The 26,663-nt window shown below is 67.5% G+C and carries 31 protein-coding genes, 1 tRNA gene and 1 pseudogene; 12 read left to right on the forward strand and 21 right to left on the reverse strand.

Features of this window, described 5'->3' with window-relative positions:
- Both LY40_RS06765 and LY40_RS06770 read right to left on the reverse strand, forming a co-directional pair.
- On the reverse strand, window positions 1–231 hold a 231-nt coding region (locus LY40_RS06765; protein ID WP_258936283.1), incomplete at its 3' end, for a transposase.
- A gap of 85 nt (window positions 232–316) precedes the next feature.
- Window positions 317–1,468: a choice-of-anchor I domain-containing protein gene (locus LY40_RS06770; RefSeq protein ID WP_258936284.1), complete on the reverse strand. Its 1,152-nt coding sequence runs from the start codon at window positions 1,466–1,468 to the stop codon at window positions 317–319.
- 239 nt (window positions 1,469–1,707) lie between these two features.
- Between LY40_RS06770 and LY40_RS06775 the strand changes: the two genes are divergently transcribed.
- A complete protein-coding gene (locus tag LY40_RS06775; protein ID WP_183781408.1) occupies window positions 1,708–2,319 on the forward strand; it encodes a TetR/AcrR family transcriptional regulator in 612 nt (203 codons plus the stop codon).
- Complete coding sequence (locus LY40_RS06780) at window positions 2,298–3,926, forward strand: acyl-CoA dehydrogenase family protein (RefSeq protein ID WP_258936285.1); 1,629 nt, start codon at window positions 2,298–2,300, stop codon at window positions 3,924–3,926. The genes LY40_RS06775 and LY40_RS06780 overlap by 22 nt, the downstream gene beginning before the upstream one ends.
- A 105-nt stretch (window positions 3,927–4,031) precedes the next feature.
- On the opposite strand, the gene LY40_RS06785 is transcribed toward LY40_RS06780, so the two are convergent.
- The 3 genes from LY40_RS06785 to LY40_RS06795 all read right to left on the reverse strand — a co-directional run bounded on the left by LY40_RS06785 (window position 4,032) and on the right by LY40_RS06795 (window position 6,789).
- Complete coding sequence (locus tag LY40_RS06785; RefSeq protein ID WP_258936286.1) at window positions 4,032–4,835, reverse strand: CAP domain-containing protein; 804 nt, start codon at window positions 4,833–4,835, stop codon at window positions 4,032–4,034.
- 118 nt (window positions 4,836–4,953) lie between these two features.
- Window positions 4,954–5,535 carry a dCTP deaminase gene (gene dcd, locus LY40_RS06790; RefSeq protein ID WP_183781402.1) on the reverse strand — a complete coding sequence of 194 codons (582 nt, stop codon included), beginning with the start codon at window positions 5,533–5,535 and terminating at the stop codon, window positions 4,954–4,956.
- Between the two features lie 24 nt (window positions 5,536–5,559).
- The gene (locus tag LY40_RS06795) at window positions 5,560–6,789 is read right to left on the reverse strand and encodes an oxygenase MpaB family protein (protein WP_258936287.1); all 1,230 of its coding nucleotides are present in this window, start codon (window positions 6,787–6,789) and stop codon (window positions 5,560–5,562) included.
- Between the two features lie 143 nt (window positions 6,790–6,932).
- Here LY40_RS06795 and LY40_RS06800 point away from each other — a divergent pair.
- The 5 genes from LY40_RS06800 (at window position 6,933) to LY40_RS06820 (ending at window position 10,436) form a co-directional block, all read left to right on the forward strand.
- Window positions 6,933–7,006 (forward strand) — tRNA-Gly (locus LY40_RS06800).
- Between the two features lie 258 nt (window positions 7,007–7,264).
- Window positions 7,265–7,513 (forward strand): hypothetical protein, encoded by a 249-nt coding sequence (locus LY40_RS06805; RefSeq protein WP_258936288.1) that lies wholly within the window; start codon window positions 7,265–7,267, stop codon window positions 7,511–7,513.
- Window positions 7,514–7,726: 213 nt separating this feature from the next.
- A complete protein-coding gene (locus tag LY40_RS06810) occupies window positions 7,727–8,044 on the forward strand; it encodes a type VII secretion target (RefSeq protein WP_258936289.1) in 318 nt (105 codons plus the stop codon).
- Window positions 8,044–9,861: an alpha/beta hydrolase gene (locus tag LY40_RS06815; protein WP_258936290.1), complete on the forward strand. Its 1,818-nt coding sequence runs from the start codon at window positions 8,044–8,046 to the stop codon at window positions 9,859–9,861. Before LY40_RS06810 ends, LY40_RS06815 begins: the two co-directional genes overlap by 1 nt.
- Window positions 9,837–10,436 (forward strand): LppA family lipoprotein, encoded by a 600-nt coding sequence (locus LY40_RS06820; protein ID WP_258936291.1) that lies wholly within the window; start codon window positions 9,837–9,839, stop codon window positions 10,434–10,436. The genes LY40_RS06815 and LY40_RS06820 overlap by 25 nt, the downstream gene beginning before the upstream one ends.
- 396 nt (window positions 10,437–10,832) lie before the next feature.
- On the opposite strand, the gene LY40_RS06825 is transcribed toward LY40_RS06820, so the two are convergent.
- From LY40_RS06825 to LY40_RS06835, 3 genes are all read right to left on the reverse strand, one after another.
- Window positions 10,833–11,321, reverse strand: coding sequence for a hypothetical protein (locus tag LY40_RS06825; protein ID WP_258936292.1), 489 nt, complete (start codon window positions 11,319–11,321; stop codon window positions 10,833–10,835).
- Window positions 11,322–11,711: 390 nt separating this feature from the next.
- Window positions 11,712–12,002: a DUF2283 domain-containing protein gene (locus LY40_RS06830; protein ID WP_258936293.1), complete on the reverse strand. Its 291-nt coding sequence runs from the start codon at window positions 12,000–12,002 to the stop codon at window positions 11,712–11,714.
- Between the two features lie 62 nt (window positions 12,003–12,064).
- Window positions 12,065–12,415, reverse strand: coding sequence for a VOC family protein (locus LY40_RS06835; protein ID WP_183781394.1), 351 nt, complete (start codon window positions 12,413–12,415; stop codon window positions 12,065–12,067).
- 229 nt (window positions 12,416–12,644) lie between these two features.
- Here LY40_RS06835 and LY40_RS06840 point away from each other — a divergent pair, with 229 nt between their 5' ends.
- The gene (locus tag LY40_RS06840; protein WP_258936732.1) at window positions 12,645–13,388 is read left to right on the forward strand and encodes a class I SAM-dependent methyltransferase; all 744 of its coding nucleotides are present in this window, start codon (window positions 12,645–12,647) and stop codon (window positions 13,386–13,388) included.
- A 109-nt stretch (window positions 13,389–13,497) separates the two neighbouring features.
- Here LY40_RS06840 and LY40_RS06845 read toward each other — a convergent pair whose 3' ends face one another.
- The 4 genes from LY40_RS06845 to LY40_RS06860 all read right to left on the reverse strand — a co-directional run bounded on the left by LY40_RS06845 (window position 13,498) and on the right by LY40_RS06860 (window position 16,698).
- Window positions 13,498–14,424, reverse strand: coding sequence for an SDR family oxidoreductase (locus LY40_RS06845; RefSeq protein WP_258936294.1), 927 nt, complete (start codon window positions 14,422–14,424; stop codon window positions 13,498–13,500).
- A gap of 135 nt (window positions 14,425–14,559) precedes the next feature.
- Window positions 14,560–14,907 (reverse strand): nitroreductase/quinone reductase family protein, encoded by a 348-nt coding sequence (locus tag LY40_RS06850; RefSeq protein ID WP_258936295.1) that lies wholly within the window; start codon window positions 14,905–14,907, stop codon window positions 14,560–14,562.
- 1 nt (window position 14,908) lies between these two features.
- A complete protein-coding gene (locus LY40_RS06855) occupies window positions 14,909–15,757 on the reverse strand; it encodes an ABC transporter permease (protein WP_183781383.1) in 849 nt (282 codons plus the stop codon).
- Window positions 15,754–16,698, reverse strand: coding sequence for an ATP-binding cassette domain-containing protein (locus LY40_RS06860; protein ID WP_183781380.1), 945 nt, complete (start codon window positions 16,696–16,698; stop codon window positions 15,754–15,756). The genes LY40_RS06855 and LY40_RS06860 overlap by 4 nt, the downstream gene beginning before the upstream one ends.
- A 94-nt stretch (window positions 16,699–16,792) precedes the next feature.
- Here LY40_RS06860 and LY40_RS06865 point away from each other — a divergent pair, with 94 nt between their 5' ends.
- Complete coding sequence (locus LY40_RS06865; protein WP_183781378.1) at window positions 16,793–17,554, forward strand: TetR/AcrR family transcriptional regulator; 762 nt, start codon at window positions 16,793–16,795, stop codon at window positions 17,552–17,554.
- An 81-nt stretch (window positions 17,555–17,635) separates the two neighbouring features.
- Here LY40_RS06865 and LY40_RS06870 read toward each other — a convergent pair whose 3' ends face one another.
- The 5 genes from LY40_RS06870 to LY40_RS26350 all read right to left on the reverse strand — a co-directional run bounded on the left by LY40_RS06870 (window position 17,636) and on the right by LY40_RS26350 (window position 20,730).
- Window positions 17,636–18,007 carry a VOC family protein gene (locus LY40_RS06870; protein ID WP_258936296.1) on the reverse strand — a complete coding sequence of 124 codons (372 nt, stop codon included), beginning with the start codon at window positions 18,005–18,007 and terminating at the stop codon, window positions 17,636–17,638.
- 166 nt (window positions 18,008–18,173) lie between these two features.
- Window positions 18,174–18,647, reverse strand: coding sequence for a hypothetical protein (locus LY40_RS06875; RefSeq protein WP_228725990.1), 474 nt, complete (start codon window positions 18,645–18,647; stop codon window positions 18,174–18,176).
- Between the two features lie 161 nt (window positions 18,648–18,808).
- Window positions 18,809–20,074, reverse strand: coding sequence for a WXG100 family type VII secretion target (locus LY40_RS06880; protein ID WP_258936297.1), 1,266 nt, complete (start codon window positions 20,072–20,074; stop codon window positions 18,809–18,811).
- Window positions 20,075–20,083: 9 nt separating this feature from the next.
- Window positions 20,084–20,371 carry a hypothetical protein gene (locus LY40_RS06885; RefSeq protein WP_183781370.1) on the reverse strand — a complete coding sequence of 96 codons (288 nt, stop codon included), beginning with the start codon at window positions 20,369–20,371 and terminating at the stop codon, window positions 20,084–20,086.
- Window positions 20,368–20,730 carry an SAV_915 family protein gene (locus LY40_RS26350; RefSeq protein WP_183781368.1) on the reverse strand — a complete coding sequence of 121 codons (363 nt, stop codon included), beginning with the start codon at window positions 20,728–20,730 and terminating at the stop codon, window positions 20,368–20,370. Before LY40_RS26350 ends, LY40_RS06885 begins: the two co-directional genes overlap by 4 nt.
- A gap of 263 nt (window positions 20,731–20,993) precedes the next feature.
- Between LY40_RS26350 and LY40_RS06895 the strand changes: the two genes are divergently transcribed.
- The gene (locus LY40_RS06895; protein WP_183781366.1) at window positions 20,994–21,875 is read left to right on the forward strand and encodes an LLM class F420-dependent oxidoreductase; all 882 of its coding nucleotides are present in this window, start codon (window positions 20,994–20,996) and stop codon (window positions 21,873–21,875) included.
- A 57-nt stretch (window positions 21,876–21,932) separates the two neighbouring features.
- Here LY40_RS06895 and LY40_RS06900 read toward each other — a convergent pair whose 3' ends face one another.
- The 3 genes and pseudogenes from LY40_RS06900 to trpS all read right to left on the reverse strand — a co-directional run bounded on the left by LY40_RS06900 (window position 21,933) and on the right by trpS (window position 24,409).
- The gene (locus LY40_RS06900; RefSeq protein ID WP_372497729.1) at window positions 21,933–22,613 is read right to left on the reverse strand and encodes a cation efflux transmembrane domain-containing protein; all 681 of its coding nucleotides are present in this window, start codon (window positions 22,611–22,613) and stop codon (window positions 21,933–21,935) included.
- 355 nt (window positions 22,614–22,968) lie between these two features.
- A pseudogene (cmtR, locus tag LY40_RS06905) lies at window positions 22,969–23,283 on the reverse strand (Cd(II)/Pb(II)-sensing metalloregulatory transcriptional regulator CmtR); the annotation flags it as partial.
- Window positions 23,284–23,365: 82 nt separating this feature from the next.
- On the reverse strand, window positions 23,366–24,409 hold the full coding sequence (gene trpS / locus LY40_RS06910) for a tryptophan--tRNA ligase (protein ID WP_258936298.1): 1,044 nt from the start codon (window positions 24,407–24,409) through the stop codon (window positions 23,366–23,368).
- A 299-nt stretch (window positions 24,410–24,708) separates the two neighbouring features.
- Between trpS and LY40_RS06915 the strand changes: the two genes are divergently transcribed.
- Window positions 24,709–25,077, forward strand: coding sequence for a hypothetical protein (locus LY40_RS06915; RefSeq protein WP_258936299.1), 369 nt, complete (start codon window positions 24,709–24,711; stop codon window positions 25,075–25,077).
- On the opposite strand, the gene LY40_RS06920 is transcribed toward LY40_RS06915, so the two are convergent.
- Window positions 25,065–25,673: a hypothetical protein gene (locus LY40_RS06920; RefSeq protein ID WP_183781358.1), complete on the reverse strand. Its 609-nt coding sequence runs from the start codon at window positions 25,671–25,673 to the stop codon at window positions 25,065–25,067. The genes LY40_RS06915 and LY40_RS06920 overlap by 13 nt on opposite strands.
- 247 nt (window positions 25,674–25,920) lie before the next feature.
- Between LY40_RS06920 and LY40_RS06925 the strand changes: the two genes are divergently transcribed.
- Window positions 25,921–26,571, forward strand: coding sequence for an MBL fold metallo-hydrolase (locus LY40_RS06925; protein ID WP_183781356.1), 651 nt, complete (start codon window positions 25,921–25,923; stop codon window positions 26,569–26,571).
- Window positions 26,572–26,663 lie beyond the last annotated feature (92 nt).

Raw genomic sequence — 26,663 nt, forward strand, 5'->3', positions numbered from 1 at the left:
CCGCTGCCAGCGGCGAAACAGCTGGTAGATCGACTGCCAATGCCCATACCGCTCCGGCACGTCCCGCCACGGAGCACCCACCCGCACCCGCCACCGGATCCCATCCAGCAACTGCCGCCGCGTCCACTTCGGCCGACGACCCACCACCGGCCGAGACGGCAACACGCGCTGCAACGCCACCCATTGCCGGTCCGTCAGATCCTTACGAGCACCGCTCGATACGCTTCCCATCGAGGTCTCCGGATAGATGTTGATCTTCTTGGTCGTTGATCCATCTACCGGAGACCTCTCCTCTTACCTACAGCACCCCTCGTTCCTAAACAGCTCCTAGCCCGCCGCGCTGCGGCACGGGCAGCACGCCCTCGGGCGCTACGCCGGTGGGCAGTCCCTGCACCAACTTCGGCCGTCGCGGATCGTCCACGTTGTACACGGCGACGAGGTTCGCGCGTTCGAGCGCGACGAACGCGTAGCGGTGCTTGCCGTATGTGGCCACGGCCAGTCCCTCCGGTTCGACGCCCTTGTTCTCGGCGCGGTGCTCCGGGTACTGCCCGTACGAGATGGCGAGTTCCTCCAGGTCGGCGCCCGAGCTGTACACGACGTCGCCGGTGCGGGCGTCGAACGCGGTCCAGGTGCGGGTACCGCCCTCGTAGTCACCTTCGTCGGCGGTCGCGAGGGTGTCGTCGTCGAGCCAGCCGACCGAGTCCGGTTCGCGCGGCCCCGTGACGGTGCCGTCGCGTTCGATCGCGCCGTCCTCGGTGGTGTCGACTCCGCGGACGGTCGCCGTGCCGGCACTGAAGTCGCTGCGCACGTCGCCGCTGTCGAGGTCGACGACCGCGATGTGGTTGTTCTCCTGCAGCGTCACGGCGACCTCGCCGCGCGAGTTGATCGAGACGTACTCGGGCTCGGGGTCGCTCGGCGCGACGTGTGCGAGGCCGGTCAGGTCGGTCTTGCGCACCTGCCAGTCCGCGGGGGAACCGTCGAGGTCGACGATGTCGAGGAACCCGGCCGGCTGCTGCGGGATCGCACCGTCGCCCGAGTCCTCGTCGCGCTCGTTCTCGATGGCGACGGCGGCGTGGCGGCCGTCGTGGGAGATGTCGATCGCATCGGGTTGGCCGCCGAGGTCGTGGCTCGCGACGACGGAACGCGCGTCGATGTCGACGACCTCGAGCACGCCCGACGGTTCCGTGTAGCTCTCCGAGGTGTTCACGGCGACGAGCGCCAGCCCGCCGACGACGTCGACGGACGTGGGCTCGCCCGGCATGTCGAGGGTGCCCGCCGGTTCGACGGAGTCACGCCGCACGAGGTTCGCGAAGCCGATGCGCTCACCGGGCGAATCGGTGTACACCACGGTCCGGCCGTCGGGGGTGACGGCCGAGATCTCGGCCGCGGTCTCCTCATCGGGCGAGGAGTTCTCGTGGACGGGCATCGTCGCCGTGCGCACGAAGTGCTCACCGGGGTGGGACGGCACGGCTTCAGCGGACCCGGGGTGAGGCGGCCTGTCGCCGGCGGGGCTCGCCGTGGCGGTCGGCGCCAGCGTGGCCGTAAGCGCCGCGGTGGCCGCACAGGCGAGGAGTCGGTTTTTGTTTCGCACCCGAGCTTTGTAGCCCGTTCGTGTGTTGCCGGGCTGAACACAACGCGAACGCCGCATACCGATGTCCGTGACCGGGCACCTTGCCCCAAGGGGTGAATGGTGGTTCACTACTTGGCATGGTGTACCGCCGCACCCCGAAGATCCAGGCACGCATGGACTCCCAGCGCGCCGCGATCCTCGACGCGGCCGTGGAGCTGCTGGCCACTCGCGGATACGCGGGCTGTTCCGTGGCCGCGGTCGCCGACGGTGCGGGCGTCGCCACCGGCAGCGTCTACCGGCACTTCGCCGGCAAGGGCGAACTGGTCGCCGAACTGTTCCGGCAACTGGTGACGCGGGAGGTCGAGGCCGTCGAACGCGCGGCGCAGCGGCCGGGGTCGGCGGGGGAGCGAGTGGTCGCCGTCGTCGACACGTTCGCCGCCCGCGCACTCAAGGCGCCTCGGCTGGCGTACGCGCTGCTCGCCGAGCCGGTCGATGCGCCCGTCGAAGCCGAACGCATCGTGTTCCGCCGCGCGTTCCGCGACGTCATCGCGGAACGGATCGCCGAGGGCGTGCGCGACGGGACACTGCCACCGCAACAAGCCCAACTCACCGCCGCCGCAGTCGTCGGCGCCGTCGCCGAGGTCATGATCGGACCGCTGACCTCGGGCGGCGAGGACGCCGTCGGCGAGCTGTCCACGTTCACCCTGCGAGCCCTAGGAGATCGGCGATGCCAGCAACCCACGACGTGACGAACCAGGTGCCGCAACTGACCGGCCACGACGTCGCCGACGACCCGACACTGCTCGCCGCGCTGGAACGCGAGGGAGCCGACTGGGCCGCCGACGAGGTGCACGAGCTCGGCACGCTCGCGGGCAGCGAACGCGTGCAGGAGTGGGGCAGGCTGACGAACGAGAACCCGCCGGTGCTGCGCACCCACGACCGCGTGGGCCATCGGATCGACGAGGTGGAGTTCCACCCGCACTGGCACGACCTGATGGACGTGGCCGTGTCGCACGGGCTGCACGCGACGCCGTGGCGGGACTCGCGGTCCGGCGCGCACGTGGCGCGCGCGGCGAAGTTCTACGTGTGGAGCCAGAACGAGGCCGGCCACACGTGCCCGATCTCGATGACGTACTCGGCGGTGCCGACGCTGCGGCACAGCCCGCAGCTCGCCGATGTCTACGAACCGCTGCTCGCGGCCCGCGAGTACGACTACGGCCTGCGCGTGCCGACGGGCAAGCGTGGCCTCATCGCGGGTATGTCGATGACGGAGAAGCAGGGCGGCTCGGACGTGCGCGCCAACACGACGACCGCGACCCCGGCAACCGACGGCACCTACACGCTGACGGGCCACAAGTGGTTCACGTCGGCGCCGATGTCGGACGTGTTCCTGACACTCGCGCAGGCACCGGGCGGGCTGTCGTGCTTCCTGCTGCCGCGCGTACTGCCGGACGGTTCGCGCAACGCCATCCATCTGCAGCGGCTCAAGGACAAACTGGGCAACAAGTCGAACGCGTCGGCCGAGATCGAGTACGACGGGGCGGTCGGCTGGCTCGTCGGCGAGGAAGGCCGCGGGGTCCGCACCATCATCGAGATGGTGTCGAACACGCGGCTGGACTGTGTCATCGGCGGGGCCGCGGGGATGCGCTACGGCACGGTGCGGGCGGCGCACCACGCGCGGCACCGGTCGACGTTCGGCACCCGGCTGGCCGACCACCCGGCGATGGCGAACGTGCTGGCGGACCTGGCCGTCGAATCCGAGGCGGCGACGCTGGTGGCGATGCGACTGGCCGGTGCGAGCGACCGCGCGGCAGCCGACGACGGCGAGGCCGCCTTCCGGCGGTTGGCACTGGCGGTGACGAAGTACTGGGTGTGCAAGCGCGCGCCCGCGCACGCGGCTGAGGCGCTGGAATGCCTCGGCGGCAACGGTTATGTCGAGGAATCGGGCATGCCGCGACTGTTTCGCGAATCGCCGTTGTCGTCGATCTGGGAGGGTTCGGGCAACGTGGCGGCACTGGACACGTTGCGCGCCATGGCGAAACAGCCGGACTCGGTGGAGGCGCTGATGGCCGAACTCGACGCGGCGTCCGGTGTGGATGGACGCCTGGACGAGGCGATCGCCGGAGTGCGCAAGGAGCTCGCCGACCTGTCCGATGTGGAGTACCGCGCGCGCAGGCTCGTGGAGCGGCTCGCGCTGGTGTTGCAGGGGTCGCTGCTGGTGCGACACGGCGACGAGGCGGTGGCGGACGCGTTCTGCGCGTCACGCCTGGCCGGCGGCTGGGGCGCGGCGTTCGGCACCCTGCCGACCGGCGTCGACACGACTCGCATCCTCAGCCGCATCACCCCGACCGAGTGACCACCCATCCGAGTGAGGCCCTCGTGCCCCCAAGGGCACTTTGGTGGCGTTGAGAGCCCCCAAGGTGCCCTTGGGGGCTTTGCCCGCCCCACGGCCCGGCAACCGTCAGTAGCCCAGGTCGAGAGTCCAGTACCAGCCGTCCTCGTTGAGGCCGATGCCGAGGGAGGTGACGTCGCAGTCGGTCATGTTGGCCCGGTGGGCGTCCTGGCTCATCCAGTTGTCGACGACGGCGCGCGCGGACGTGACGCCCATGGCGAGGTTCTCGGCCGCCGGGTCGTCGTAGCCGTGCGATTCGACGCGGTCCTCGAACGAGGTGCCGTCGGACGATTCGTGTGACAACCGGCCCTGCTGGGACATGTCGTCGCTGTGCGCCTGCGCGGACTCGTCGAGCGACGAGGCGAGGCGAGCGGCCGGGCAGCCCGCGAGCTTGCGTTCCTCGTTGACGTACCGCGCGAGCTCTTCGACCAGCCGTCCGCTGCGGTCCTCCTCGGTGGTCGTGGGTGAGGCGGGCGACGTCGTGGTGTCCGATGTCGAGGTCTGCGGGCTGGTGGTCGGTGTGGTCGAGACGTCGGGTGCGCCGCTGGTTTCCGGCGAGGCCGACGTCGTGGTGGGCGGTGCGGGTTCGGCGCTGGTCGTGGTGGGAGCGTCGCCGGGCAGCGAGACCGACGACGTCGTGGGCGCGGGGGTCGCGGATGCTTCGGCGCCCGGCCCGCCAGGCTGGCCCGCCGGACCGGCTAGCGGCGGTTCGGACGACTGCCGTTCCAGACCACTGGCGGTTCCTGCGATCTGCGCGGTGTCGGCGGAGTCGGTGTCGGGCCACAGCAGGTGGCCGCCCACCGCGCCCGCGACGCCGACGAGCACGCTGAGCGTCACCAGCGCGGCGCGGGATCGGGAGGTCGGGGTAGCCACGACCGGGCAAGCTACCACCAACGGGTGACTTATCGAACCGTTCTGTGAGACGGATCAGTCACGCGTCCGCACGCCGTCGCATTTGTCCGCGGATCGAGCTCGAACGTGGTCTCGACCTTCAGCGCGCGGTGTCGACCCGGTCGAAGTTGCGGTACGCGCGGCTGGGCGTGGGGCCGCGCTGGCCCTGATACTTGGAGCCTGCCTCGCTGGAACCGTAGGGGTGCTCGGCGGAGCTGGTGAGCCGGAACAGGCACAGCTGGCCGATCTTCATGCCAGGCCACAACGTGATCGGCAGGTTGGCGACGTTCGACAGTTCGAGCGTGATGTGCCCGTCGAACCCGGGGTCGATGAACCCGGCGGTCGAGTGCGTCAGCAGGCCGAGCCTGCCGAGCGACGATTTGCCTTCGAGCCGGCCGGCGAGGTCGTCGGGCAGGCTGAAGATCTCGAACGTCGATCCGAGCACGAACTCGCCGGGGTGCAGCACGAACGCCTCGCCGTCGGTCTTCTCGACGAGCGAGGTGAGCTCGTCCTGCTGCAACGACGGGTCGATGTGCGTGTACTTCGTGTTGTCGAAGACACGGAAGAACCGGTCGAGGCGCACGTCGATGCTCGACGGCTGGAGCATCTGCGGCCCGTACGGGTCGACGGCGAGTCGGCCTGCGTCGAGCTCCTTGCGGAGGTCGCGGTCACTGAGCAGCACGGACCCACCCTATCGCCGCGGGGTTCAGGCCGCGGTCCGCATGTGCCGTGCGTAGGTGCGGTCGATGCGGAACAGGGAGCCGAGCCTGCGCTGGTACTGCCTGCGCCCGAGCTCGCCGATGCGTTCTGCCGCGACTGTCGCGCCTGGTACGGCGCGTCGCACACTCTCGGCCGCGAAGTTGACGGCCGCACCGGCCAGCACTGCGCCCTGCGCGACGGGGTCGTTCGGCAGACCGAGGAAGTCGGCGTTGTCCTTGCCGAGCACGAGCCTGCTGACCGAGCCGTGTAGCCGCACCGACGTGTGTGCGAGCACCTTGCCGAGGGCGCCGCGGCCCTGGCCGACGCCTTCGTGTGCGGCGAGCAGCGCGGCGGCGAGGCGTTTCGAGTCGTCGTCGGGGATGAATTCGCTGGTGGCGAGTAGCCAGAGCAGGCGCCAGGAGTCGTCCTCGGTGGCGGGGAGGAGTCCGTCGGTGATGCCCATGAGCCAGCCGATGTAGCGCCACAGATGGTGGATGTCGGCACGTTCGTCGTCGGTGTAGCGGACGCCGAGCAGCTGCATGCCCAGTACGTAGACCAGCGAGAACAGCAGGAGCGTGCCGACGGTCTGGATCTGGTTGATGGGCCGGTCCCAGGCGCCGTAGTCCCAGTCGGGGCGGCGGTTCATGGCGGCGCGGACGTGCGCGTGGACGAGGCGGACGCGCAGCACGGCGGCGTAGCCGTGTTCGTGGGTGCGCAGCGCACCGGGCGTCGTGACGTCGAGCCACCAGTGCGTGGTCTCGACGAGCCTCTTCGGGGCCATGTCCTCGATGAGGGCGCCGGTGCCGACCAGGGGTTTCGTCGCCCTGGACGACAGGTAGCCGCCCATCAGGGCCATGTCGCCGAGGGGGAACAGGCCGAGCAGGCCGGTGCGGACGATGGCGCGGGCACCCGCGTCGAGGCGAGCGTGGTCGACCCAGTACGGCGTGGCTTCCGTGTGGCGGAAGAACGCGTCGAGCTCGGCGGGCGCGTCGGGTACGGCGTCGATGCCGTCGGCGAGCGCACGCTCGAAGAGGGCGCGGCCCTCACCGTCCGGGAGGCGTTCGATCAGGGCGACGAGGTCGTCGGCGAGCGGATCGGCCGTCTGGGCGTACTCGCGAAGGGCGTCGAGCTGACGCCGGGTGCCGCGCACATCACCGGGTGCATACAGCAGCGTGGCCAGGCGAAACCCACCGGTGCGCAGGAAGTCGGGCTCGGGCAGCCGTTGGTCGCCACTCATCGCATGCTCCTTCGCACGACCCGTTCAGGTGATGACAACAAGTGTTGTCACTCTCCGGGCAGACGTCAAGCAAAGCGGGACTGAAGTTGACCGGGGGTGGGGGTGACGAGCCGCGCGGACGTTGTAAGATCGGTCGGCAGCAGGCGGATGTAGTTCAATGGTAGAACATCAGCTTCCCAAGCTGAGAACGCGGGTTCGATTCCCGTCATCCGCTCCAACCGCGAAGGCCCAGGTCAGAAGCCATCCACTTCGGACCTGGGCCTTCGTCGTTTCTTGATCGACTCGACTCGCGGGCCATTAGTGGGCCATTAGCCGACAGGAGCGGGCTGCCCGGCCTCGCCGTCGCCGGGCTCATCACCGTCATCGTCGGCCGACTCAGAGCTAGCACCAGAGCCCTTGCGGTGCTTCTCCACGAGGGCCGAGAGCTGATCGGCGATCCGCTGGCCGGCCTCATCCGTAGCCCGCTGATAGATCAGTGCCGCCCGCATGTCGTCATGGCCCCGTCACGTGGCTGTATCGCATTCACGACCAGCAGACCCAGAAGACCGACACGTCCAGGCTGCACAGCCAGACCGGCCGACAGATCGCGTTGCAGCGTATCCACGCCCTGTCCCGGGTCGGCCTAAACCTCAACGGCCAGCCGGTACCGCGCCGCGACTTCGACCTCGACATCGGCGAAGCCGCCAAGTACAACGTCGCACCCGGCACAACCTGGTGGCGTTAACCATCCCTGGCCGTCGCTCAGCTGGGCTCGCGCAATCACTGCTGCTCCGTGCCACGTCGACACTATTGTCCATGAGTAGAACTACTCACTTTCGGTGCGCGTAGGCGACACCATCGTCGAGAGTGACAACCCCTGACCTTGAACCCGGTCGTTGAATCGTCGCTTACCCGGTGCCACGCTGCGACAGCACAGCTACGGTGGGAGGGGGCCGCCATGGGATTCGAAGCGAAGATCGGCGAGATCGCCAGCTCGAGCGAAGCCGCCGGGGACGTCGCAGCAGCGGTGCGGAAGGTGGACCCCGCGTCGGTATTGCCGGGCGGCGATGCGGGGATGCCCGGTTCTGAAGCAACGGCCAAGCTGGCCCGCGTCAAGGAATCCTGGAAGGGCAAGGGCGTGAAGACCGCGAGCGCGCTGGAACAGTACGCACAGAACCTGGCGACAGCCGCCGAGCAGTACCGGAGTAGTGACGCTGCGGCCGAGGAGGATCTCACTCCGCGGACCGGCCACTCCGGCGGACAGGAGCCGATCTGATGGTCACATGGGGCGATGTGACCCGATGGGACGGCGAACCTCTCTCCGATGCCATCGGTCCGCTGAATCGTGAGTACAACGAGCTGACTACCGCTGGTGAAGACCTCGGGAAAGTGAACGCGCCGGACGGCTGGACCGGCGAAACCGCTACCGCAGCCGCTCAGCGCGGGAACCAGATCATCGATAGCCTCCAAGAGTGGACCGCTGAAATCGCCGCAGCCAGGCGTGCCATAGCCGCCACCGCGGACGCAGTAAGCGGCGTCAAGAACGGTGTCAAGGAAGCAGAGCAGCTCGCCAGCGCAAACCACTTTCGCATCGGCGATGACGGTTCCGTCATCGACGAGGGGCCGCCACCGGACGTCCCGGAAGGTCAACAGGAATCAGTCGCTAACGAACGCGCGTCCCTCGCCAAGGAAATCCAAGAACGCGTGCGGCAGGTCCTGCGCAGCGCCAACGACGTAGACAAAGACTTCTGCACCGTACTCGACCGCGTCCTGGCAGCAGACACCGTCGACGCCGGCGCGATGAGCAACGACTCCGTCACCCTGGCTGCGGCAGGAAACGCCGGCACAGCTCTCGGCTCCCTCAGCATCCCCACACCGCCATCGGGCGACGCCACACCAGCCCAAAATGCGGCATGGTGGGCGAGCTTGTCCAAAGCCCAACGAGACCGCTTCACGCAGGACTACCCGAAACTGATCGGCAACCGCGACGGCGTTTCGGCCAAGTACCGCGACATCGCCAACCGGGACATCCTCGCACAAAGCAAACAAGATCTGAAAACCCAGCTCGCACAAGCGAAAGAGGACAACCCCGGATACAAGGACATTCTTGGCCTAGAGAACTCCAACATCGGAGAGCTGGAAGCCAAGATCGCATCGGTCGAAAAGGTGGAAGGCCTAATCAACGACCCTACCCTTCCCAACCGACACCTTCTCGAACTCGACCTGTCCAAAACGCGCGCCGAAGCCGCGGTCGCCAACGGCGACGTCGACAACGCCGACCACGTCGCCGTGTTCACCCCCGGATTCACATCCACCGTCGACGGCAGCCTCGAGAACTACGACCAAAACATGGCGGACCTTAAGACAAAGTCCGAACAACTGGCCGACCGTGCCGGAAATGGCGGCGACAGTTTCGCCACGGTAACCTATATTGGCTACCAAGCTCCACAAGCAGACGAAGGCATGTTTAGCCCCGGCGGGAGTGTGGCCAACGATACCGCCGCAAAAGAAGGCGGCAAGGAGTTGAATTCGTTCCTGAACGGCATCGATGCCAGCCGGGGAGACAATCCGCCGCATCTGACCTCGTTGGGCCACTCCTATGGTTCGCTGACTTCAAGCTACGCGCTGCAGGGCGGTACGGGTGTTGACGATGCAGTCATGTTTGGTTCGCCCGGTCTCGGCACCGGCGATACCGGGGATTTGAATGTTCCCGATGGGCACGTCATGTCCTTGGAAGCCGATAACGACCCGGTAGCCGACATCGGGCGCAGCGGGCACCTCGGCGAAGACCCGTCCTCGATGCCCGGGATGCAACACGGCGAGACCGGAGCGGTACCCGCCGAGCAGTCGCCGACCGGCCGAGACCTCAAAGGCGTCGAAGGTCACAGTGGCTACTTCACGCCCGACAGTACGAGCCAGCACAATATGGCAGCTGTCGTCGCAGGACAACACGATCCAGACGAGCAAGACGGTCAAATCGTACAAGGAAACAACGCCGACATGGGCGACGTCGCAGGCCAAGCCGGCCGTAACGTCGCATCGGACATCAAAGAGGGAGCAGAAGCAGCATGGAAGTTCGTCACCGGTTGGTGAAGCCTGCGGTGATCGCATCGAGCCTGGTGGTCCTCATGCTTGCTTCCGCATGCGGAACGGAGGGTGGGGACATCAACGACGACCCGAACGCCGGCACGGTCCAGGACCAGTTCAACACACTGATGCAACGGCCAAGCTTCGAAGACATGACCGAACGCTACAAACAAATGATCAAAGAAGTACAAGACGCCACAGTCAACATCGCTGGCATCCCAGAGTGGGAAATCCCAGAGGGCCGCACTCCTGTGAGCGGGGCTAGGTGCGGTTTCGACTTCCCCGACATCGGAGGGGATGGCGGAACCCGACAAATCAGCGGGGGCTTGTCCAAGGGCCCCATCCCCGAAAATCGCTGGCCAGATGTGATTGACCGCGTCACTCAAATCGCTCAACGCTACGGATTTGAGAGTCAACAGGTGTTTCACGACAAGCCGCAGAACCATCAAATCAGTTTCTCTGACTCCTACGGTGGCGAATTCTCCTTCGGAACGGAATCCAACACATCGATGGCTATCACCTCCGGCTGCTTCCTGCTGGAGCAGGCTCGCCAGCGCGGCGCACCCTCCGAAACTGATTAGGGCAGAACGTAGGAACTCCGCTAACGCTCGATAGCAAGAGTGGTCCCGTAGGATAATCTCGCTTCCAGCTCGGCCTACGAGACGTCACACCTGAGTGCGAATTCTACGAACCGTTCGCATGCCGCATGCTGGTCGAGGGGAAGCTGGTCGCGCATCATTTCCAGGCCCCGCATCATTTCCAGGCCCGGAGCGACCGAGTCCAGCTGCCCTAGTGGACGTCAAGATCCATCCCGTCGAGCCCTTCGTCCAGTAGAGGTAAACCCCTCAGACATCGCAGCTCCGTCACAGCGCCACGGTGGAGCAGCCCCCGCGTCGGCCGAGAGCGTCTCACCCGTATGAACTATAGCCGAGCCACCGCGGTGCAGTGGGACTGCTGCCGAATTGCCCTCTAAGAGATCAAGGGCTGCGCGCTTCGCGCGCCGCCGCCGGGGCACGCCCGGCCTCCCGCTGGCGCTCCCGGCCGGCGGCCCCGGCGCGCACAACGAACGACGCCACCCGACCCTCAGAGCAACCAGGCAGCCGCCTCTCACCACGAGTCGGCCCCTTCACGCCCGGTAGATCGTCTGACACCGCGCCGACCGCCTCAAGGGCGTCGCCTTCCAGCCCTAGCCCCTCGACATCCGCGAGCGCCAAACCTGCACGCTTCCCGTCCGTGAAACACCGCTGGTAGGCAACCAGCGCCGCAGACCATAGTGCGCGGATAACGACGGAATCGCCCTCGTTATCCGGGAGTTCCATCTCCACCAACAAGCGCTCGGCCGCACGCATCACGAACGACAGGTCCTCGCCGACAGAAGCAAGATCAGCCACACGACGTGCCTCTGGCGACCGTATCTCAAGGCCGTCGGTCCACTCGCCGTCACCGGCATCTTCCGAAGAGGTCACTGCACGTCCAATCGGACAGGTATAGCTAGGAAACTCTAGCCAGCTGGCCCCCTCCGCGTACACGACAACTCGGGCCATTAGCGGGCCATTAAGGGCGGTCAACCAGGGTCAACAGAGACACCCCACGCGCACGGTCACCCGCAGGTCAGGGCCGCTTTCCAGGCGCGTCCGCCTGATTCCCAAGCTGAGAACGCGGGTTCGATTCCCGTCATCCGCTCCAACCACGAAGGCCCAGGTCAGAAGGCATCCACTTCGGACCTGGGCCTTCGTCGTGCCGGGGCCGAACGAGCCCGCCAACAACATCGGTCGGCGGACGTCTCGTCCCCACCCTCCTCGGAATCCGCCTCCGAGCGTCTCTCCCCGGTGCTCGTCAACCGGAGCTGAGTCCGGTCAGCGATCATCCGGTCGGCCTCGCTGGGAGCCCGCTGGTAGATCAGGGTCGTCCCCGGGTGGCATGGCCTGCGCAAGCAGATCCGGGTGCAGGAGGGCCGAGGCCTCGAGGACTTCAAGGCCCGTGATCTTGCCGTCCTTCCAGTCCATGACGACCGTCGCCGGGGAGTCCGGTGGTGTTTCCAACTCGATTGATTCCCGGCCAGGCGTGAGCCGGGCGTCGGTGAGGTAGAGGTAGGCGGCGTCGACCTCAGGGGCGTATTCGATGCGCCCCTGAGCATGGTGACCCATCAGGCCCTGGTGCCCATCGCGTTCTGCGCCCTACGGCAAGGACACGTCCGGCTCAGTGACCGTCAACGTGGTTCGAGCAGGCAGAACTCGTTGCCCTCAGGATCCGCGAGAACGGTCCACTCGGCCTCGGCGGGTTGTCCCACGGAAACCCGAGACGCTCCCCGTGCGAGCAGCCCATCCAGCGTCGCCTCGTGGTCACCGGCATACAGGTCGAGATGCAACCGGTTCTTGACCGACTTCGGGTCATCGACCGCCACGAAGAACAGGGAAGGCGCGCGTCCACCTGGTTCCTGCACTTCGACGCCTCCAGGGACCGGATCCGTCAACCTCCAGCCGAGCGTCTCCGCCCACCACTGCGCGAGGGAGAACGGGTCGCGCGCATCGATGGTCAACGCCTCCCACCTGATCACCATGACGGCAGGATCCACCGACCCACGCCAACCAGCAACAGCAGTCACCGACAGGCACCCGGCGCACACCCTCACCTGCAGCAGGTCGAGGCCACTTTCCAGGGACGTCCCGCCTGATTCCCGAGCGGCGGGCCGATTCCGTCATCCGCTCCGGCGCCGGAGCTTGCTCGGCTCGCCAACAACGTGCCAGCAACATCAAGCGGCGCAGCTACTTCTTGACAGGATTCACCATGTGACAGACGAACAGGAAAACACAGGGGTCCAAGAGCGGCGACGAGTAAACGACTACGACGCTTTCGCCGCAGCCTACTCGGCGGAGAACGACGGCAGCCTCGCCAACGCCTACTACGAGCGCCCCGCGATGCTGGCGCTGGTGGGAGACGTCGCGGGCCACAGCGTCCTCGATGTCGGGTGCGGTTCAGGAAAGCTGTCGGCCTCGTTACGCGACCGCGGCGCCACCGTCACCGGCATCGACGCCAGCGCCGGAATGCTCGAACTGGCCGAGCAACGCCTCGGCGACGACACCGAGCTGCTGCTGGTGGATCTGAACGACCCACTGCCGTTCGACGACGAAACCTTCGATGACGCGATCGCCTCGCTGGTGCTGCACTACCTGGAGGACTGGACTGCGGCCCTGGCCGAAATGCGGCGGGTGCTGAAGCCCGGCGGCAGGCTTTTCGCGTCGGTCGACCACCCTTTCGTCGCCTACACCATCCAGGATCCCAGACCGAACTACTTCGCGAACACGAGTTACGAGTTCGAATGGGAATTCGGTGGCCGGCGTGTCCCGATGCGGTTCTGGAGGAAGTCGCTGCAGTCGATGCTCGACGCGTTCACGTCCGCCGGTTTCCGTGTCGCAAGCATCAACGAACCGCAACCCGCGCCGGAGGCACGCGAGCTGTTCCCCCAGGACTTCGAGCACGTCTCGACCGCACCCGTATTCCTATTCTTCGCGCTCGAAGCGGTTCAGGACTAGCTTCCTGCCCTGGTCAGCAGGCCGGTAAACCACGGTCAACAGCGATAGTTCGCGCACACCCGGTTGCCGCACCCTGATCGCCAAGCCACTCCCGTCATCGGGGGTGTCGTCAAGACCCGTCCGGTGTTGCCACTCGGTCGGCGAGCCGCGCCGCCCATTGCCGAAACGTCTGCGGTGGTCGGCCGAGTAGCGTCCGGGCCGTTTCCTCCTGCTCTCGCAACGCCGGATTGTCGGGCTGCGCGGCGAAAGCGGGCAACGCGTACAGCATCACGCCGATCGTGTCCTCGGGCCAGCCTGCCTGCCGCCACCGCTCCGCCGCTTCGTCCGCCGTCAATTCGACCAGCTGCGGTTCGACACCGAGAGCAGCGCCAAGGGCGGCGAGCCGTTCCACCGCGCTCACGGTCGTCCCGCTGACATCGACCGTCCCGCTGCGCCGGTCGCCGAGCAGCAGGGTCGCGGCGATCTCGGCCAGATCGTCCTCGTGGATGAATGCGTACGGCGCAGTGGGCAGGTACTCGTGAACCTGTTGACCGCGTCGAATCCTGTCCACCACCGCGGAACCCGGAATGGGGTACCCGCCGACGTCCGCGCTGGCCATCACCGCCGTCGGCCGCAGCCACAACCGGCCGATCCCGCCGTTTTCCAGGCACCGTTCGAACGCCGACCATTGCCACGTTTCGTCCGATATCCCGGCGTCGAAATCGGATCCGTGTGAGCCGAGCACCACGACCCGCCTGACCCGTCCCGTGACGAGCGTGGTGGTGAGCTCGCGCAGGGACGCGAGGGGTTCACCGACGAGGCCGGCGAGGAACACCAGCTCGGCATCCGCAACGGCCGCGGCGAACTCGGCCGGGTCGGTGACCCGGCCGAGATGCAGCTCGACGCCATCAGGCCAATCGCCGGCCTCCGATTCCGGGACGAGCACACGAACCCGCTGCCCACGTTCGGACAGCCGTTCCGCCAGAGTCCGGACCACCGGCACGGTCGGTACGGCTCCCGGTGCCCGGGAGGCGGGCATCGCCGTCAACAGCATCATCGGAACTCCCCGTGCAGACCGTTCGCTCGACCCGAAGCTAGCGACGGCCGAGTGCGCTTCTCTAGTCGAGAGTCGCGACGGATTTATCGAGTCCTCGCGCGCCGCCCTGGCACCGAGCCACGTCTCGAACGCGCACTACTCGATCCACCGAAATCGCACGAAGGTCGGCGGATCAGCTCGCCAGGTGCTGATGATCGCGCGGTGTTCTGCGTACTTGCCCGCGAACGCATCGAGGGCGTGATCCACCTCCTCGGCGTCGTGGACGAGCGCGGCCTCGGCCGTCCAGGACAGGTGACCCCGGCGAAGTTCGACAGCCGATGCCGCCACCGCATTCCGCAGCCAGTCGCTCCGCAACCCGTGCCGGGCCGCGACGTAGACCGCGCCTCCCGCGCCCGCGAACCACGTCGTGACCGGGTGGACCCTGCCCGTCACACGCCCCCGGGTGACGATCCGGATGGTCTTGACCTTCGGATCCCACGCCACGTCAGCGACCGAGATTGCGGAACCGGCGCACCCCGAGCGGCAGGAACACCGCAGTGATCACCAACGGCCAGATGATCGCCGCTGCGAGCGCGTGTACCTCCGGCCACGCATCGCCGATCGGAACCGGGTTGCCGAACAACTCTCGGATGGACGTGGCGGTCGCCGAAACGGGATTCCACTCCGCGACGGGCTGCAGCCAGCTGGGCATCAGCTCCGGCGGCGTGAACACCGAGGAGATCATCCCGAACGGGAACGCCAGCGCGAAGAGATTGCCCGCCTGCTCGGTGCCCTTGACGAGGAGGCCGAGCCAGATCCCGACCCAGATCAGCGAGAAGCGCAGCCACAGCAGCAACGCGAACGCGGCGAGCGTCTCCAGGGCCGTACCGTCGGAGCTCCAACCGATCAGCAACGCGATCACGGCGAGCACTGCCAGGTCGACGGCAGCGTGAATGGTGTCGGCCAGGTTTCGGCCCACCACGATCGCCGACGAGGCCATCGGCATCGACCGCACCCGGTCGATGAATCCCTTCTCCTTCATGTCCGCGACGGCGAAGGCGGTGTTCATGAACCCGAACGCCATCGTCATCGCGAACAGGCCCGGCATCGCGTAGCCGATGTAGCCCACACCCGCGCCCTGACCGGTGACGTCCATCGCCGAGCCGAACACGTAGACGAACAGCAGGACCATGACCACCGGGAAGCCGAGCTGCCACGCGAAGTTGGCCGGCTGCCGCAGCAGGTGGGCGAACTCCTGCCCCACCACGACCCGATAGTCGCTGAGGGTCCAGCGGATCCGGTGGCCGACGGTGTCGTCGGTGGCCGGTTTCAGAGGTGTCGTGCCGTGGGTCATGCCGTCTCCCTTCCCACCAGCTCGAGGAACGCCTCGTCGAGCGTGGGCCGCCGAAGCCCGAGATCGGCGACCTCCAACCGCTGCTCGCGGATCGCGGCCGCCGCGGTCACCAGTGCGTCCACCGGGTCGTGCACGAACGCCGACACGGTCAACGTGCCGGGCTCGACCGACGGTTCACCCGTCGCGACCGACGCGACCACCGCGGTGATCGGCTCCAGCGCCTCGGGCGCTGTCGCCATCACCTCGAGCCGCTCGGCCCCCATCCGCCGCTTGAGCCCGTCGGGCGTGTCATCGACGACGTTGCGGCCGTGGTCGACCACGGAGATCCGGTCGCAGAGCCGGTCCGCCTCGTCGAGATAGTGGGTCGTGAGCAACACGGTGGTGCCACCGGCCGTCAGCCCGGCAATGGCCTCCCAGACCTCCCTGCGCCCGGCCGGGTCCAGCCCGGTGGTCGGTTCGTCGAGGAAGAGGACGTCCGGTGCCAGGATCATGCTGGCGGCGAGATCGAGCCGACGGCGCATGCCACCGGAGAACTTCTTCGGCACCCGGTGTGCGGAACCGGCGAGACCGAACTGAGCGAGCAGTTCGTCGGCGCGCTTGCGGGCATCGGCCTTGCCGAGCCGGAACAGGCGTCCGAAGTAGACGAGGTTCTGCCGCGCGCTGAGCAGGTCGTCGACGGCTGTCTGCTGCCCGGTCAACCCGATGCGGCGACGGACCTGTCGCGCCTCCCGAACGACGTCGTGCCCGGCGACGATCGCCGTGCCGGTGTGCAGCCGCTGCAGCGTGGTGAGGATCCGGACCGCCGTCGTCTTGCCCGCGCCGTTTGGCCCCAGCAACCCGTGGACACTGCCGCGCGCCACCTCGAGGTCGAAATCGTCCAGGGCGACGGTTTCCCCGAATCGTCTGGTGAGGCCGTGAGCCTCAATGACGGAGCTACTCATCAGAACTCCAGAAGGTATCCGAGTACGATGTACTCAGTTATAGCGTACGACGTACCCGGTTCGCCAGTGCCGGGGCGGTTAGGATTCTCGTTCCATGAGCTCTCCCCAGACCGGTGCAGGCGATCCACGTCGCAGCCTCGAACTGCTGTGGCGCGAGGGCGGCGCCCAGGAGGGGCGGCCGGGACCCAAACCGCGGTTCACCCTCGACCAGGTCGTCGCCACCGCGATCGCGCTCGCCGATCGTTCCGGCGTGACCGCGCTCAACATGCGAGCGGTGGCCGACGAGCTCGGTACCGGCCCGATGACCCTGTACCGCTACGTACCGGGCAAGGCCGAGCTGGTCGATCTCATGGTCGACCGCGCGACGGAACCGTCACCGGAGGAGCTCGCGGTGACCGGCGAGACCTGGCGCGAGCATCTCGCCCTCCTCGCCGAGGGCACCTGGGACGGCTATGCCGCCCACCCGTGGTTGCTCGAACTGAACCAACGTCGTCCCGTGTTGGGCCCCGGTTCGCTGGCCGGGTTCGACTGGGCACTGCGCGCGTTCGAGGGCCACGACATCCCGGGCCGCGAGCAGAATCTGATCATCACCGGCGTGATGAGCATCGTCATCGGTGCCGCGCGCGATCACCTGATCGCCGACTCGTCCGACACCCCGCCGCCCACGACCGAAAGCGAATGGTGGGCCGCACAGGAGCCGTATCTCATCCGCGCCTCCGAGAGCGGCGACTACCCGCGGCTCGCTGCCGTGAGCAACGAGGAAGATGCCTGGAGTTTCCAGGGTCGGGAGGCGATGCGTTTCGCCCTCGACGCCTTCCTCGACGGCGTACAGGCACGCTGGTCGTTGGACCAGTAGGCGCAGCCGCACGAACGGAGCACAGCCGCAGCGAATCGTCGACGGGAGCGCAGCACCGGGCCCGCGAGATCGCCGTTCATCTCATGCGGCAGTCCAGACACCGAGCTCGTTGCCGGCCGGATCACGGAAGTGGAAACGCCGCCCACCGGGAAAGTCGAACGGCTCCTGGGTGATCTCACCGCCCGCCTCGCGCACGGCGCGAAGACTCGCCTCCAGATCCGTCGAATACAACAGCACCAGCGGTCCGCCCGGCGTGACCTGCTCCTCCTTCCGGAAGCCCCCGACCTCGTCGTCGGACATTCCACGGATTCCGACATACGCGGGCCCCGGGCCGTAATCGGTGAACTGCCAGCCGAACGCGTCGCCGTAGAACGTCTTCACCGCGTCGAAGTCGGTGACGGGAAGCTCGACGTAGTCGAGCGCGTGATGGGTGTTCCTCGCGAAATCAGCCATGCACCGATCCTGCCCGCCACCCACGACAGTTTCGGGCGCCACCGCCCGCGGCAGCGCCCGAGCCCGCCGCACGGCGAGCGGCGGCGCTGACCAGTGGCGGCGCTGGCCAGTGGCGGCGCTGACCAGTGGCGGCGCTGACCAGTGGCGGCGCTGACTAGTGGCGGCGCTACTGCGGGCGAAGAGTCGGTGGATGGTCGAGCAGGAGGTAGTCCCGAGCCCGCTTGTTCGTCTCCGCACCACCCACGTGCACCGAATGCAGAATTCCGTTGTACACCAGATCCCAGAGCCGATGGTTTCGCTGGAGCCTGATTATTTTAGGACGCAGGGAACGTCCTTGGCTGTCAACCATTTCAATCGCGTGCGCAGCCCCATCAAGGTGTACTTTAACGGTGACGAGGTCGTACGTTTTTACGTACGCGTAACCATCCAACGCGAGCCAGTCAACACCCGCGCAGACCTGCTCAGAACCAGCCGAGACGAGGAAAACCAATGGCCATGGCAAAATAATTATCCACAACCACCACACGCCCATCCAGGAGAATCCGCCGTCCAGAATTACGCCGAAGACGACCAGTATCGCCGACATGGATGCGCCAGCCATCACTCGACCTGTGCGCGTGGGGTAGAACCACTCCAGCATCGGGCCTTCATCCACAGGAGAACGAGGTACACGATCCGCGCTCAGTTCTCGCCGGTCGTCCGGTCGTTCTCCCTCAGATTCCAGCGGGGCACCCGGGGGACGAGGTTCGCCCGTATACAAATCAGGCTTGGGCGGAAGCCTAGAAACATCCATATACCCGCCTAAAACAGATCACCAAAGAAATCACCGACCGCCCGTCCTGCCTTACCTATCGACTCTCCCGCGTCGGACAAACGGTCGCCAGTCCAGTCCACCGCGTCGCCCGCCATGTCAGCGACGTCATCGCCCCATTCGTCAATGGCAAGCCCGACTCCCGCAGACACGACCGCACCTCCGGCCACAGCCCATCCGACCGGCCCGCCTGCGCTTGCCACAGCCGCTGTTGCCAATGAGCCAGCGACAAAGCTGCCGGCACCCGATGCAATGGCCTTTCCCGGGTCCTTACCACCGCGAATATCCATTCCCACACCGACCGCGGTTAAACCGGCCCCGAAAACCGGGATCTTGCTGGCAAACTTCGTCGCACCACGGAGTGCCGGATTTGAGCCAGCCTTCGCGGATTCCGCCTTCCCGAAGTCGAAGTTCGTCGTGAGCGCTGTTTTCAGGTGTTTCGGCAGCATGTCCACCATGCGGGCGGTACGTGTGGCTGTCGCCCGGTTCAGCTCTGCCTGCTTGGCGAGCCTGCGTTCGATCTCCAAGGCATCCGCGCGTGCCTGTGCGTACGGGTTCGTCCTGCCGCTCTTCGCGTACGCGGCCGCACGTTCGATCGCCGGGTCCAGCGCCTTCGCCGCCGCCCGGTACTGACTCGTGCGTTGGGCGACCGCTCCCGCCAGGCCTGTGCTGATGTCGGCGATGTTGATCGGCGCCTTCTCCGCATACCCCTTCGCGAACCTAACGAACGTCTGCTGCGACTTGATGAGCGCCTCACGAGCCGGAGTCGCTGACCGCTCCGCTTCCACGTAGGCCTTGACCTGCTTCTCGTGCGCCGCCTGCGCCTGCGTGGCCTGGTCGTGGATCTGCTGTTGGCGTGGACTCGGCTTCTCATCGGTCGGCAACGGCGCCGGAGCTGCCGGCGCAGGACCCGGTTCCTGGATGATGTTTCCGCTGATCGTCAGGCCGCCGTTGCGCGCGATCTCCAGCGCCTGCGACATGCGTGACTTCGCCGTATGGATGTCATCGGCGTGCGAGTTCAACTGGGACGACGTGCGGGACAGGTCCGTGCTGAGGCCGTCGATCTGCCCACCGAACTTCGTCATGGTGCTTCGGAACCCGTCCGAAGCCTCGCCCGTCCACGTGGATTCGGAATCGCCGCGCGCCCCGTACACCTGCGTCCCCGCCGTGTCCGCGTTCTGGGACCTGCCCTGCAACCACTGCGCGACGCTCCGGATGCTCGCCGCATCCGCCTTGACCTCGGTGTCGATCGGCATGGCTCCCCCTCACAGCCCACCGCTGGCGTTGGACACGTCGGTGCGACCGTCTTGCTCGGCCTTCTCGTACGCATCGCGTCCGGAGGCCACTGCATCGCCGGCGGCTCCACAACCTTCGACAACACCGGCGAGTGAGGTCGACAGCGCACCGACGAGCCCCTGGACCACCCCACTGATCTCACCCGCGTTCGGCGCAGGCGGACGCTGCCCCGCGGCCTGTTCCAGCGAACTCGCGCCGTTGCGCAGTTTCGACGCGATCCCGTCCAGCGAACCGGTACCCGCGCCGTATCCACTCACGACACGCCTCCGGTAGGTGCTACCTCCTGACGCTGGTCGTCCGGAAGAACGGCGTTCCACAAGACCTCGGTGGCGCCACTGTCGGCCGCGATGCGGTTCAGATAGTCACTTCGCACCGACAACCACGGCTGGCCTTCGCCACAGCCCTCGACGAGAGCTTCCAGTGAGGTGAAGGCGAGCAGGACGAGACGCTCGTCCTCCAGTCGCCGCAACTCGACCGTCGCCTCCTCATCGCCGTAGTGAAAGCGTTCGGAGGGTAGGTAGACCTCGTCGGGCTGGTCGTCGGCCGCATCGGCGAACTCCGGTCCGATCACCGGAGGTGCAGGGGCGTCCTGAGCCCCGAATCGTTCTTCAGGCACGCCGTCCTCCCAACGTCGTGTCCGGTTCACACGAAACCACCAAAACGTCCTGACCAGCGACTATGGCGGCGTGTGGCGAAAAGTAACACGGCGTGATGCTCGAGGCCCGGAACCGGAGTCGGCCGCGTGAAGCCACGGGCGTTCGCGTCGTCGTTCCGGCTCCGTACACATGCGCTCCCGCGGTACCGAAGACTCGCGGGAGCCGCTGCCAGGCGGCAGTCACCACCGGGCGATGACCACCGCACGGACGTAGGGTCGGTCACATGGAGCTCGGACTGCACTACTACACGTTCACCCACCCGGAGTGGGAAACGACGCTCGCCGATCGCCTTGCCGAGACCGCCCGCGTCGCCGACGACGGCGGCGTGAGCCTGCTGACCCTGATGGATCACTGGTTCCAGATGGAGAACGTCGGCGGTCCGTACGAACCGATGCTCGAGGGGTACACGGCACTCGGCTACCTCGCCGGGATCACCACCGACGTCCGCCTCGGACTGCTCGTCACCGGCGTGACCTACCGGCACCCGGGCCTGCTCGCCAAGACCGTCACGACCCTCGACACGCTGTCGCACGGCCGCGCGGTGCTGGGTCTCGGCGCGGCCTGGTACGAACGGGAGCACGCGGGCCTCGGCGTGCCGTTCCCGCCGCTTGCCGAACGGTTCGAACGCCTCGAGGAGACGCTGCAGATCTGCCGGCAGATGTGGTCCGACGACGACGGCGCCTACAACGGCAAGCACTACCGGCTCACCGAGACGATCAGCCTGCCCCAGCCCGCCAACGGCACGATCCCCGTCCTCATCGGCGGAGGCGGCGAACGCAAGACGCTCCGGCTCGTCGCGCAGTACGGCCAGGCCTGCAACCTGTTCAGCGCCGCGAGCGAGGAGGCCGTGGCGGCCGTACGGCACAAGCTGGACGTACTGCGCGGGCACTGCGAAGCGCTCGGCACCGACTACGACGCCATCGAGAAGACGATCCTGTACCAGGGCGACACGATCACCGACCCCGACGGATTCCTCCGCCAGATGGAGACCTACCGGAAACTGGGCGTCTCGCTGGTCAGCCTCGTGCCGCCCGCGTACCAGGATCCGGTGCCGTGGGCGACAAGCCTCGTCGGCGACATCCGGCCGAGACTCGCCGACATCTGACGTCCACTGTGGAGTCGGCGGCCCTGCCCGGTGGCCGGGCCGGGCGCGGCGACCTGCTCAGCAGCAGTGGTCGCCGCGCCAGGCGTCGCGCCCCTCCTTCACGGCGAGTGCGGCGATCACCAGCGCGGCCGCCGGATCGGCCCACGCCCAGCCGAACAGCGAGTTCAGCAGCAAGCCGACCAGCACGACACCCGACAGGTAGGTGCACAGCAGCGTCTGCTTCGAATCGGCCACGGCGCTCGCCGACCCCAGCTCGCGCCCGGCACGGCGTTGCGCGTACGACAGGACCGGCATGATCACCAGCGACACCGCCGCCAACGTGATGCCCACCGTCGAGTGGTCGGCCTGCTCGCCACCAACCAACGTCGTGACCGACTCGAACGTCACATACGCCGCCAGCGCGAAGAACGACACCGCGATGACCTTCAGCGCGACACGTTCGCGCCGCTCCGGATCACGCCCCGCGAACTGCCACGCCACGGCCGCGGCCGACGCGACCTCGACCGTCGAGTCCAGGCCGAACCCGATCAGCGCCGCCGAGGACGCGATCGCACCCGCGGTGATCGCGACGACGGCCTCGATGACGTTGTAGGTGATCGTCGCGGCCACGAACAGTCGCACGCGACGCGACAACACCGTGCGCCGGTGATCGTCCGGCTGCGCCGTGCCGGTCAGAGCGCCTCCCGACCGTGGGGGCGCAGCCTCCGTCGAACAGCACCCGTCACCGCACGCCGCCACGTCGGCGGGCCCGGCCGTGTTCGCCGTCGCCGTGTCGTCGGGCGAACCCGCGGAGACCGCGATGCCCGTGGTTGCGGCGGTGGCCCCGGTGGCGGACGCAGCGTCGGCGGACGCGGCGTCGGCGGACGTGGTGGCCCGCGAATCGCTCGGGCCGCAGCAGTCGTCAGCCATCGGTGGCGACCTCCCCGTCCGTGACAGCGGTGGCGCCCTCACCGACGACGCTCCGACCGGTGCCGACCTCGTCGGTGCACGGCGGCGCAATGGCTTCCGGTGCGGCGGCTTCCGGTGCGGCGGCTCCCAGTGCAGCGGATTCCGGTGCGGCGGATTCCGGTGCCGGTGCCGCGGCGGGCCGCGTGTCGTCGACGCACGGCTGGCCCGTGTCGACAGCCAGCACCACCTGCACGAACTCGCCGAGTGCGCCGGCGAGGTGCGGATCGGCCAGCTCGTACCGGACCTGCCTGCCCTCGTAGGCGGCCACGACCAGGCCACAACCGCGCAGGCACGCCAGATGGTTCGACACGTTCGAGCGCGTCAGGTCGAGCTTCGTCGCCAGCTGCCCCGGGTAGTTCACCCCGTCCAGCAGCGCCACCAGGATCCGACACCGAGTGGGGTCGGCCAACGCCCGCCCCAGGCGCGACAACGCGGCTTCGCGCGTCTCACTCGTCAGCATGCATCGAACAGTACAGCGGAGGCTGATCATTCAGCAATCGCTGAACCATCACCGGCGGGACACATCACACGGGCACGCCCGGTCAACGCGTCGCCGAACGGGCGGCCTTGCGGCGCAACCGGTTGTACGCGCCGGTCAGCCCCATCGCCCTACGCGCCTCGAAGACGACCTCGCGGACCACGGTGCGCGTGCGTTCCGTACCGGAGGTGATGAGCTCGTCGACGTATCCGGACCGCGCGGCGTACTCCGCGCGCCGCTCCCGCACCGGATCGAGGAACCGGTTGAGCGCCGCCGCCAGGGCCTGTTTGACCTCGACGTCGCCGACGCGCCCCTCGCGATACCGCTGCTCCAGGTCGGCCACTTCAGCGCGGTCGTCGTTGAACGCACGGTGGTACTCGAACACCGGATTGCCCTCCACGGTGCCCGGTACATCGGCGCGCACCCGCTGCGGATCGGTGTACATGCGGGCCACCTTGCGGTCGACGTCCTCGGGCGGGTCGGACAGGTAGATCGCGTTGCCGAGCGACTTGCTCATCTTCGCCTGCCCGTCGGTGCCGATCAGGCTGGGCACGTCGCTGGTGACGGCAGCAGGCACCGGGAAGACCTCGCCGTACAGGCCGTTGAACCGCCGTGCGATCTCCCGCGTCACCTCGACGTGGGCGTTATTGTCCTGCCCCACCGGGACGGCTCCGGCCTTGACGCACAGGATGTCCGCCGCCTGCAGCACCGGATACCCCAGCAGCGCGTAGCCCATCTCGCCGCCGAGGCTCATGTCCTTCAGGCTCGGGATGCGCTGCAGCCGCGATACCGATACGAGGCTCTGCAGCAACGTGTTCAGTTCCGCGACCTCACCGATCGCGGACTGCAGGTAGAACGTCACGCCCTCCGGGTCGACACCCACGGCGAGCGCGTCGAGCACCTGCTCCCGGACGTGCTGCGGAATCCGCGCAATGGCGTCGGGGGAGTTCTCCGTCGTGAGCAGATGCAGGTCGGCCAGGATCAGGAACGTCTCGTACTCGCGGGCCAACCGGACCCGGTTGGCGAGACTGCCCACGTAGTGGCCGAGATGGAGCCTGCCGGTCGGGCGATCACCGGTGAGCAGACGGGGACGGGACGGGTGCGACATATCGGTGCCTCCACGGTCGAGTCGGAGACCACCCGCGGACGCACCGTCACGGAAACGCGAAAACGGCCGCCCTCCGGGCGGCCGTGGTGAACATGCGCAGGGTCAGGGCCGCCGGTCGGCGGCCCACCACATGGCGATTCGAGTGCGCATACGTCGATGATATCCGACCCGCGCTGCCGATCCGCCGACGACGCCCACGCAACACGACGGCGCACCGGGGCACGGCTGAGAGCCGACACGGCCGGATTCCGGGGGTTGTCCCCATGGCAGACACCCGCGTGGTTGTGGATCGTCGGAGCATGACTCGTCCACATGAGCTACTGCGATTCGGCTTCACGGCCTGGCGCCTGCCCGCGCGAAGTCCCGGCTTCGACCGCAAGATAGTCCACTATGGACTTTCCGCCGTTGCCGTCGTCGCCGCCGTGCTGATCGTGTACCTGATCCTGGCGGGGTGGCTGTATCCACTGCGACCGGACACGATCGAGCACCTCGCACATCCGTTCGCGGACGCGCTCGGCGCCGGCACGTGGGGCGGCCCGACATTCGTCGGCGCGTGGGCCGTGCACGCCGCCATCGCGGTCGCCATGCAGCTCGCGGCGCTGGTGGTCATCGCGCTCTGCCGGGCGGGCATCGTCCCCCGCCGCGGCGGGGGAGGTCAGCTGGAGTGACGTTCGCGGTAGTCGAACGGCACACCGCCCTGGGCGCACGCCCGCTCCAGCAGGTCCCGCACCCGCTCGGCCTCAGCCTTGTCCGGCACACCCAGGTTGGCCTTGATCTTCTGCCCGGTGAACACGCTCCGCTGCGGTTCCGTCGTCGTGCGCGCCTTCACCGCCGCACCGTCGGCGAGTACGAGCAGGGCGTGCATACCGACCTTGCCCTTCCCGCCCATATTGGTCAGGACCTCCAACCGGAACTGGGACAACTCACGCCACGAGAGCTGGAAACCGCCACGCGTGATCGGACCCGACGGCGTGACGATCAGGTCGATCAGGTCGTCGCCCGCGTAATTCGCACTGCGCTTCGCCCGCGGATACAGCACCAGCGTGAACATCGCACATCCGGCCACACCGAACGCGAGCAGCAGCCAGCGCACCGGCGGCTCCAGGAAGAACGCGAGCACGCCCATGACCAGCAGTTCGAACACGCCCGTGTACAGGTAGGTCGTCGCGAGGCGGTTCTGTGCCGACGAGTCGGCGACATGACGGTAGATCTCGCCGTGCCGCTGGGCGGGCGGCATGGCCGGGGCACGAACGGGGTCAGTCATGACACTCCTCGGACGTCGGGCAGCACCGCGGATCCTACGAGAACCGACACGTCGGTGGTGCCGGATTCCGCGTTCCCGCACCGGCACCGGCTCGCGGCGGCACGAGCGGCCGCCACCGTGTGGACGGTCGGCGTCGTGGGCACCGGGGCCGGCGAGTATGGGACGGCGGGTGCTGGGATCGGCGAGTGTTGACTTCAAGTTAACTCGAAGTCCTAGCGTTCCTTTCAAACGAGAGAAGGGAACCGAGATGAGGAAGATCGCCGACGACCTGTGGGAAACCGAACCCGAGTACCCGTTCCCCGGGCTGAGCACCCACGCCTACCTCTGGCTCGCCCCGGCCGGCAACGTGCTGTTCTACAACACGACCCACGACACCGAGTTCGACCGCATGGCCGAGCTGGGCGGAGTCGCCGACCACTACCTGAGCCACCAGGACGAGATCGCACCGTCGCTCCGGACGATCAAGGAACGCTTCGGCTCGACCCTGCACACCCACGCGACCGAAGCCGACCTGGCAAGCGAGGTCACCCCGGTCGACGACGCCTTCGAAGGCAGGCACGTGACCGCCTCGGGAATCGACGTGATCCCGACACCGGGACACACCCCCGGCAGCGCCTGCTTCCTAGTGCCCGTTTCCGGTCGGACGTATCTGTTCACGGGCGACACGCTCTACGTCGACCCGAACGGCCACTGGCGCGCCGGCTACATCCCCGGCATGAGCGACCACGCTCAGCTCACGTCGAGCCTGGGCGACCTGGCGACGCTGGAACCCGATGTCGTCGTCTCCAGCGCGTTCGCCGGCGACTCCGGAGTGACCGAACTGGGGGAGCGCAGGTGGGCGGACTGCGTACAGGAGGCACTGGCCGCGCTCGAACCACAAGCGGCGAGCAGCAGCTGACACACGGTGTCCGGACGCCCGGGCGATACACGAGCGTCCGGACGCCGTGCTCTGCCGCGTCACGGCGACGGGGTCGTGGCGGGGCCGCCGTA

This window comes from Prauserella salsuginis (assembly GCF_024648885.1).
In the GTDB taxonomy this organism is placed as follows: domain Bacteria; phylum Actinomycetota; class Actinomycetes; order Mycobacteriales; family Pseudonocardiaceae; genus Prauserella; species Prauserella salsuginis.

What these genes read in the sequence shown, in the direction of transcription:
- LY40_RS06880 (WP_258936297.1), bottom strand. Translation starts at nt 20,074, where the DNA reads ATGCCGATCGACACCGAGGTCAAGGCGGATGCGGCGAGCATCCGGAGC.
- LY40_RS06810 (WP_258936289.1), top strand. Translation starts at nt 7,727, where the DNA reads ATGGGATTCGAAGCGAAGATCGGCGAGATCGCCAGCTCGAGCGAAGCC.
- LY40_RS06870 (WP_258936296.1), bottom strand. Translation starts at nt 18,007, where the DNA reads ATGGCTGATTTCGCGAGGAACACCCATCACGCGCTCGACTACGTCGAG.
- LY40_RS06830 (WP_258936293.1), bottom strand. Translation starts at nt 12,002, where the DNA reads ATGGGTCACCATGCTCAGGGGCGCATCGAATACGCCCCTGAGGTCGAC.
- trpS (WP_258936298.1), bottom strand. Translation starts at nt 24,409, where the DNA reads ATGTCGCACCCGTCCCGTCCCCGTCTGCTCACCGGTGATCGCCCGACC.
- LY40_RS06875 (WP_228725990.1), bottom strand. Translation starts at nt 18,647, where the DNA reads ATGCTGGAGTGGTTCTACCCCACGCGCACAGGTCGAGTGATGGCTGGC.
- LY40_RS06925 (WP_183781356.1), top strand. Translation starts at nt 25,921, where the DNA reads ATGAGGAAGATCGCCGACGACCTGTGGGAAACCGAACCCGAGTACCCG.
- LY40_RS06820 (WP_258936291.1), top strand. Translation starts at nt 9,837, where the DNA reads ATGGAAGTTCGTCACCGGTTGGTGAAGCCTGCGGTGATCGCATCGAGC.
- LY40_RS06835 (WP_183781394.1), bottom strand. Translation starts at nt 12,415, where the DNA reads ATGGTGATCAGGTGGGAGGCGTTGACCATCGATGCGCGCGACCCGTTC.
- LY40_RS06780 (WP_258936285.1), top strand. Translation starts at nt 2,298, where the DNA reads ATGCCAGCAACCCACGACGTGACGAACCAGGTGCCGCAACTGACCGGC.
- LY40_RS06865 (WP_183781378.1), top strand. Translation starts at nt 16,793, where the DNA reads ATGAGCTCTCCCCAGACCGGTGCAGGCGATCCACGTCGCAGCCTCGAA.
- LY40_RS06855 (WP_183781383.1), bottom strand. Translation starts at nt 15,757, where the DNA reads ATGACCCACGGCACGACACCTCTGAAACCGGCCACCGACGACACCGTC.
- LY40_RS06920 (WP_183781358.1), bottom strand. Translation starts at nt 25,673, where the DNA reads ATGACTGACCCCGTTCGTGCCCCGGCCATGCCGCCCGCCCAGCGGCAC.
- LY40_RS06845 (WP_258936294.1), bottom strand. Translation starts at nt 14,424, where the DNA reads ATGATGCTGTTGACGGCGATGCCCGCCTCCCGGGCACCGGGAGCCGTA.
- LY40_RS06775 (WP_183781408.1), top strand. Translation starts at nt 1,708, where the DNA reads ATGGTGTACCGCCGCACCCCGAAGATCCAGGCACGCATGGACTCCCAG.
- LY40_RS06860 (WP_183781380.1), bottom strand. Translation starts at nt 16,698, where the DNA reads ATGAGTAGCTCCGTCATTGAGGCTCACGGCCTCACCAGACGATTCGGG.
- LY40_RS06895 (WP_183781366.1), top strand. Translation starts at nt 20,994, where the DNA reads ATGGAGCTCGGACTGCACTACTACACGTTCACCCACCCGGAGTGGGAA.
- LY40_RS06795 (WP_258936287.1), bottom strand. Translation starts at nt 6,789, where the DNA reads ATGAGTGGCGACCAACGGCTGCCCGAGCCCGACTTCCTGCGCACCGGT.
- LY40_RS06915 (WP_258936299.1), top strand. Translation starts at nt 24,709, where the DNA reads ATGACTCGTCCACATGAGCTACTGCGATTCGGCTTCACGGCCTGGCGC.
- LY40_RS06815 (WP_258936290.1), top strand. Translation starts at nt 8,044, where the DNA reads ATGGTCACATGGGGCGATGTGACCCGATGGGACGGCGAACCTCTCTCC.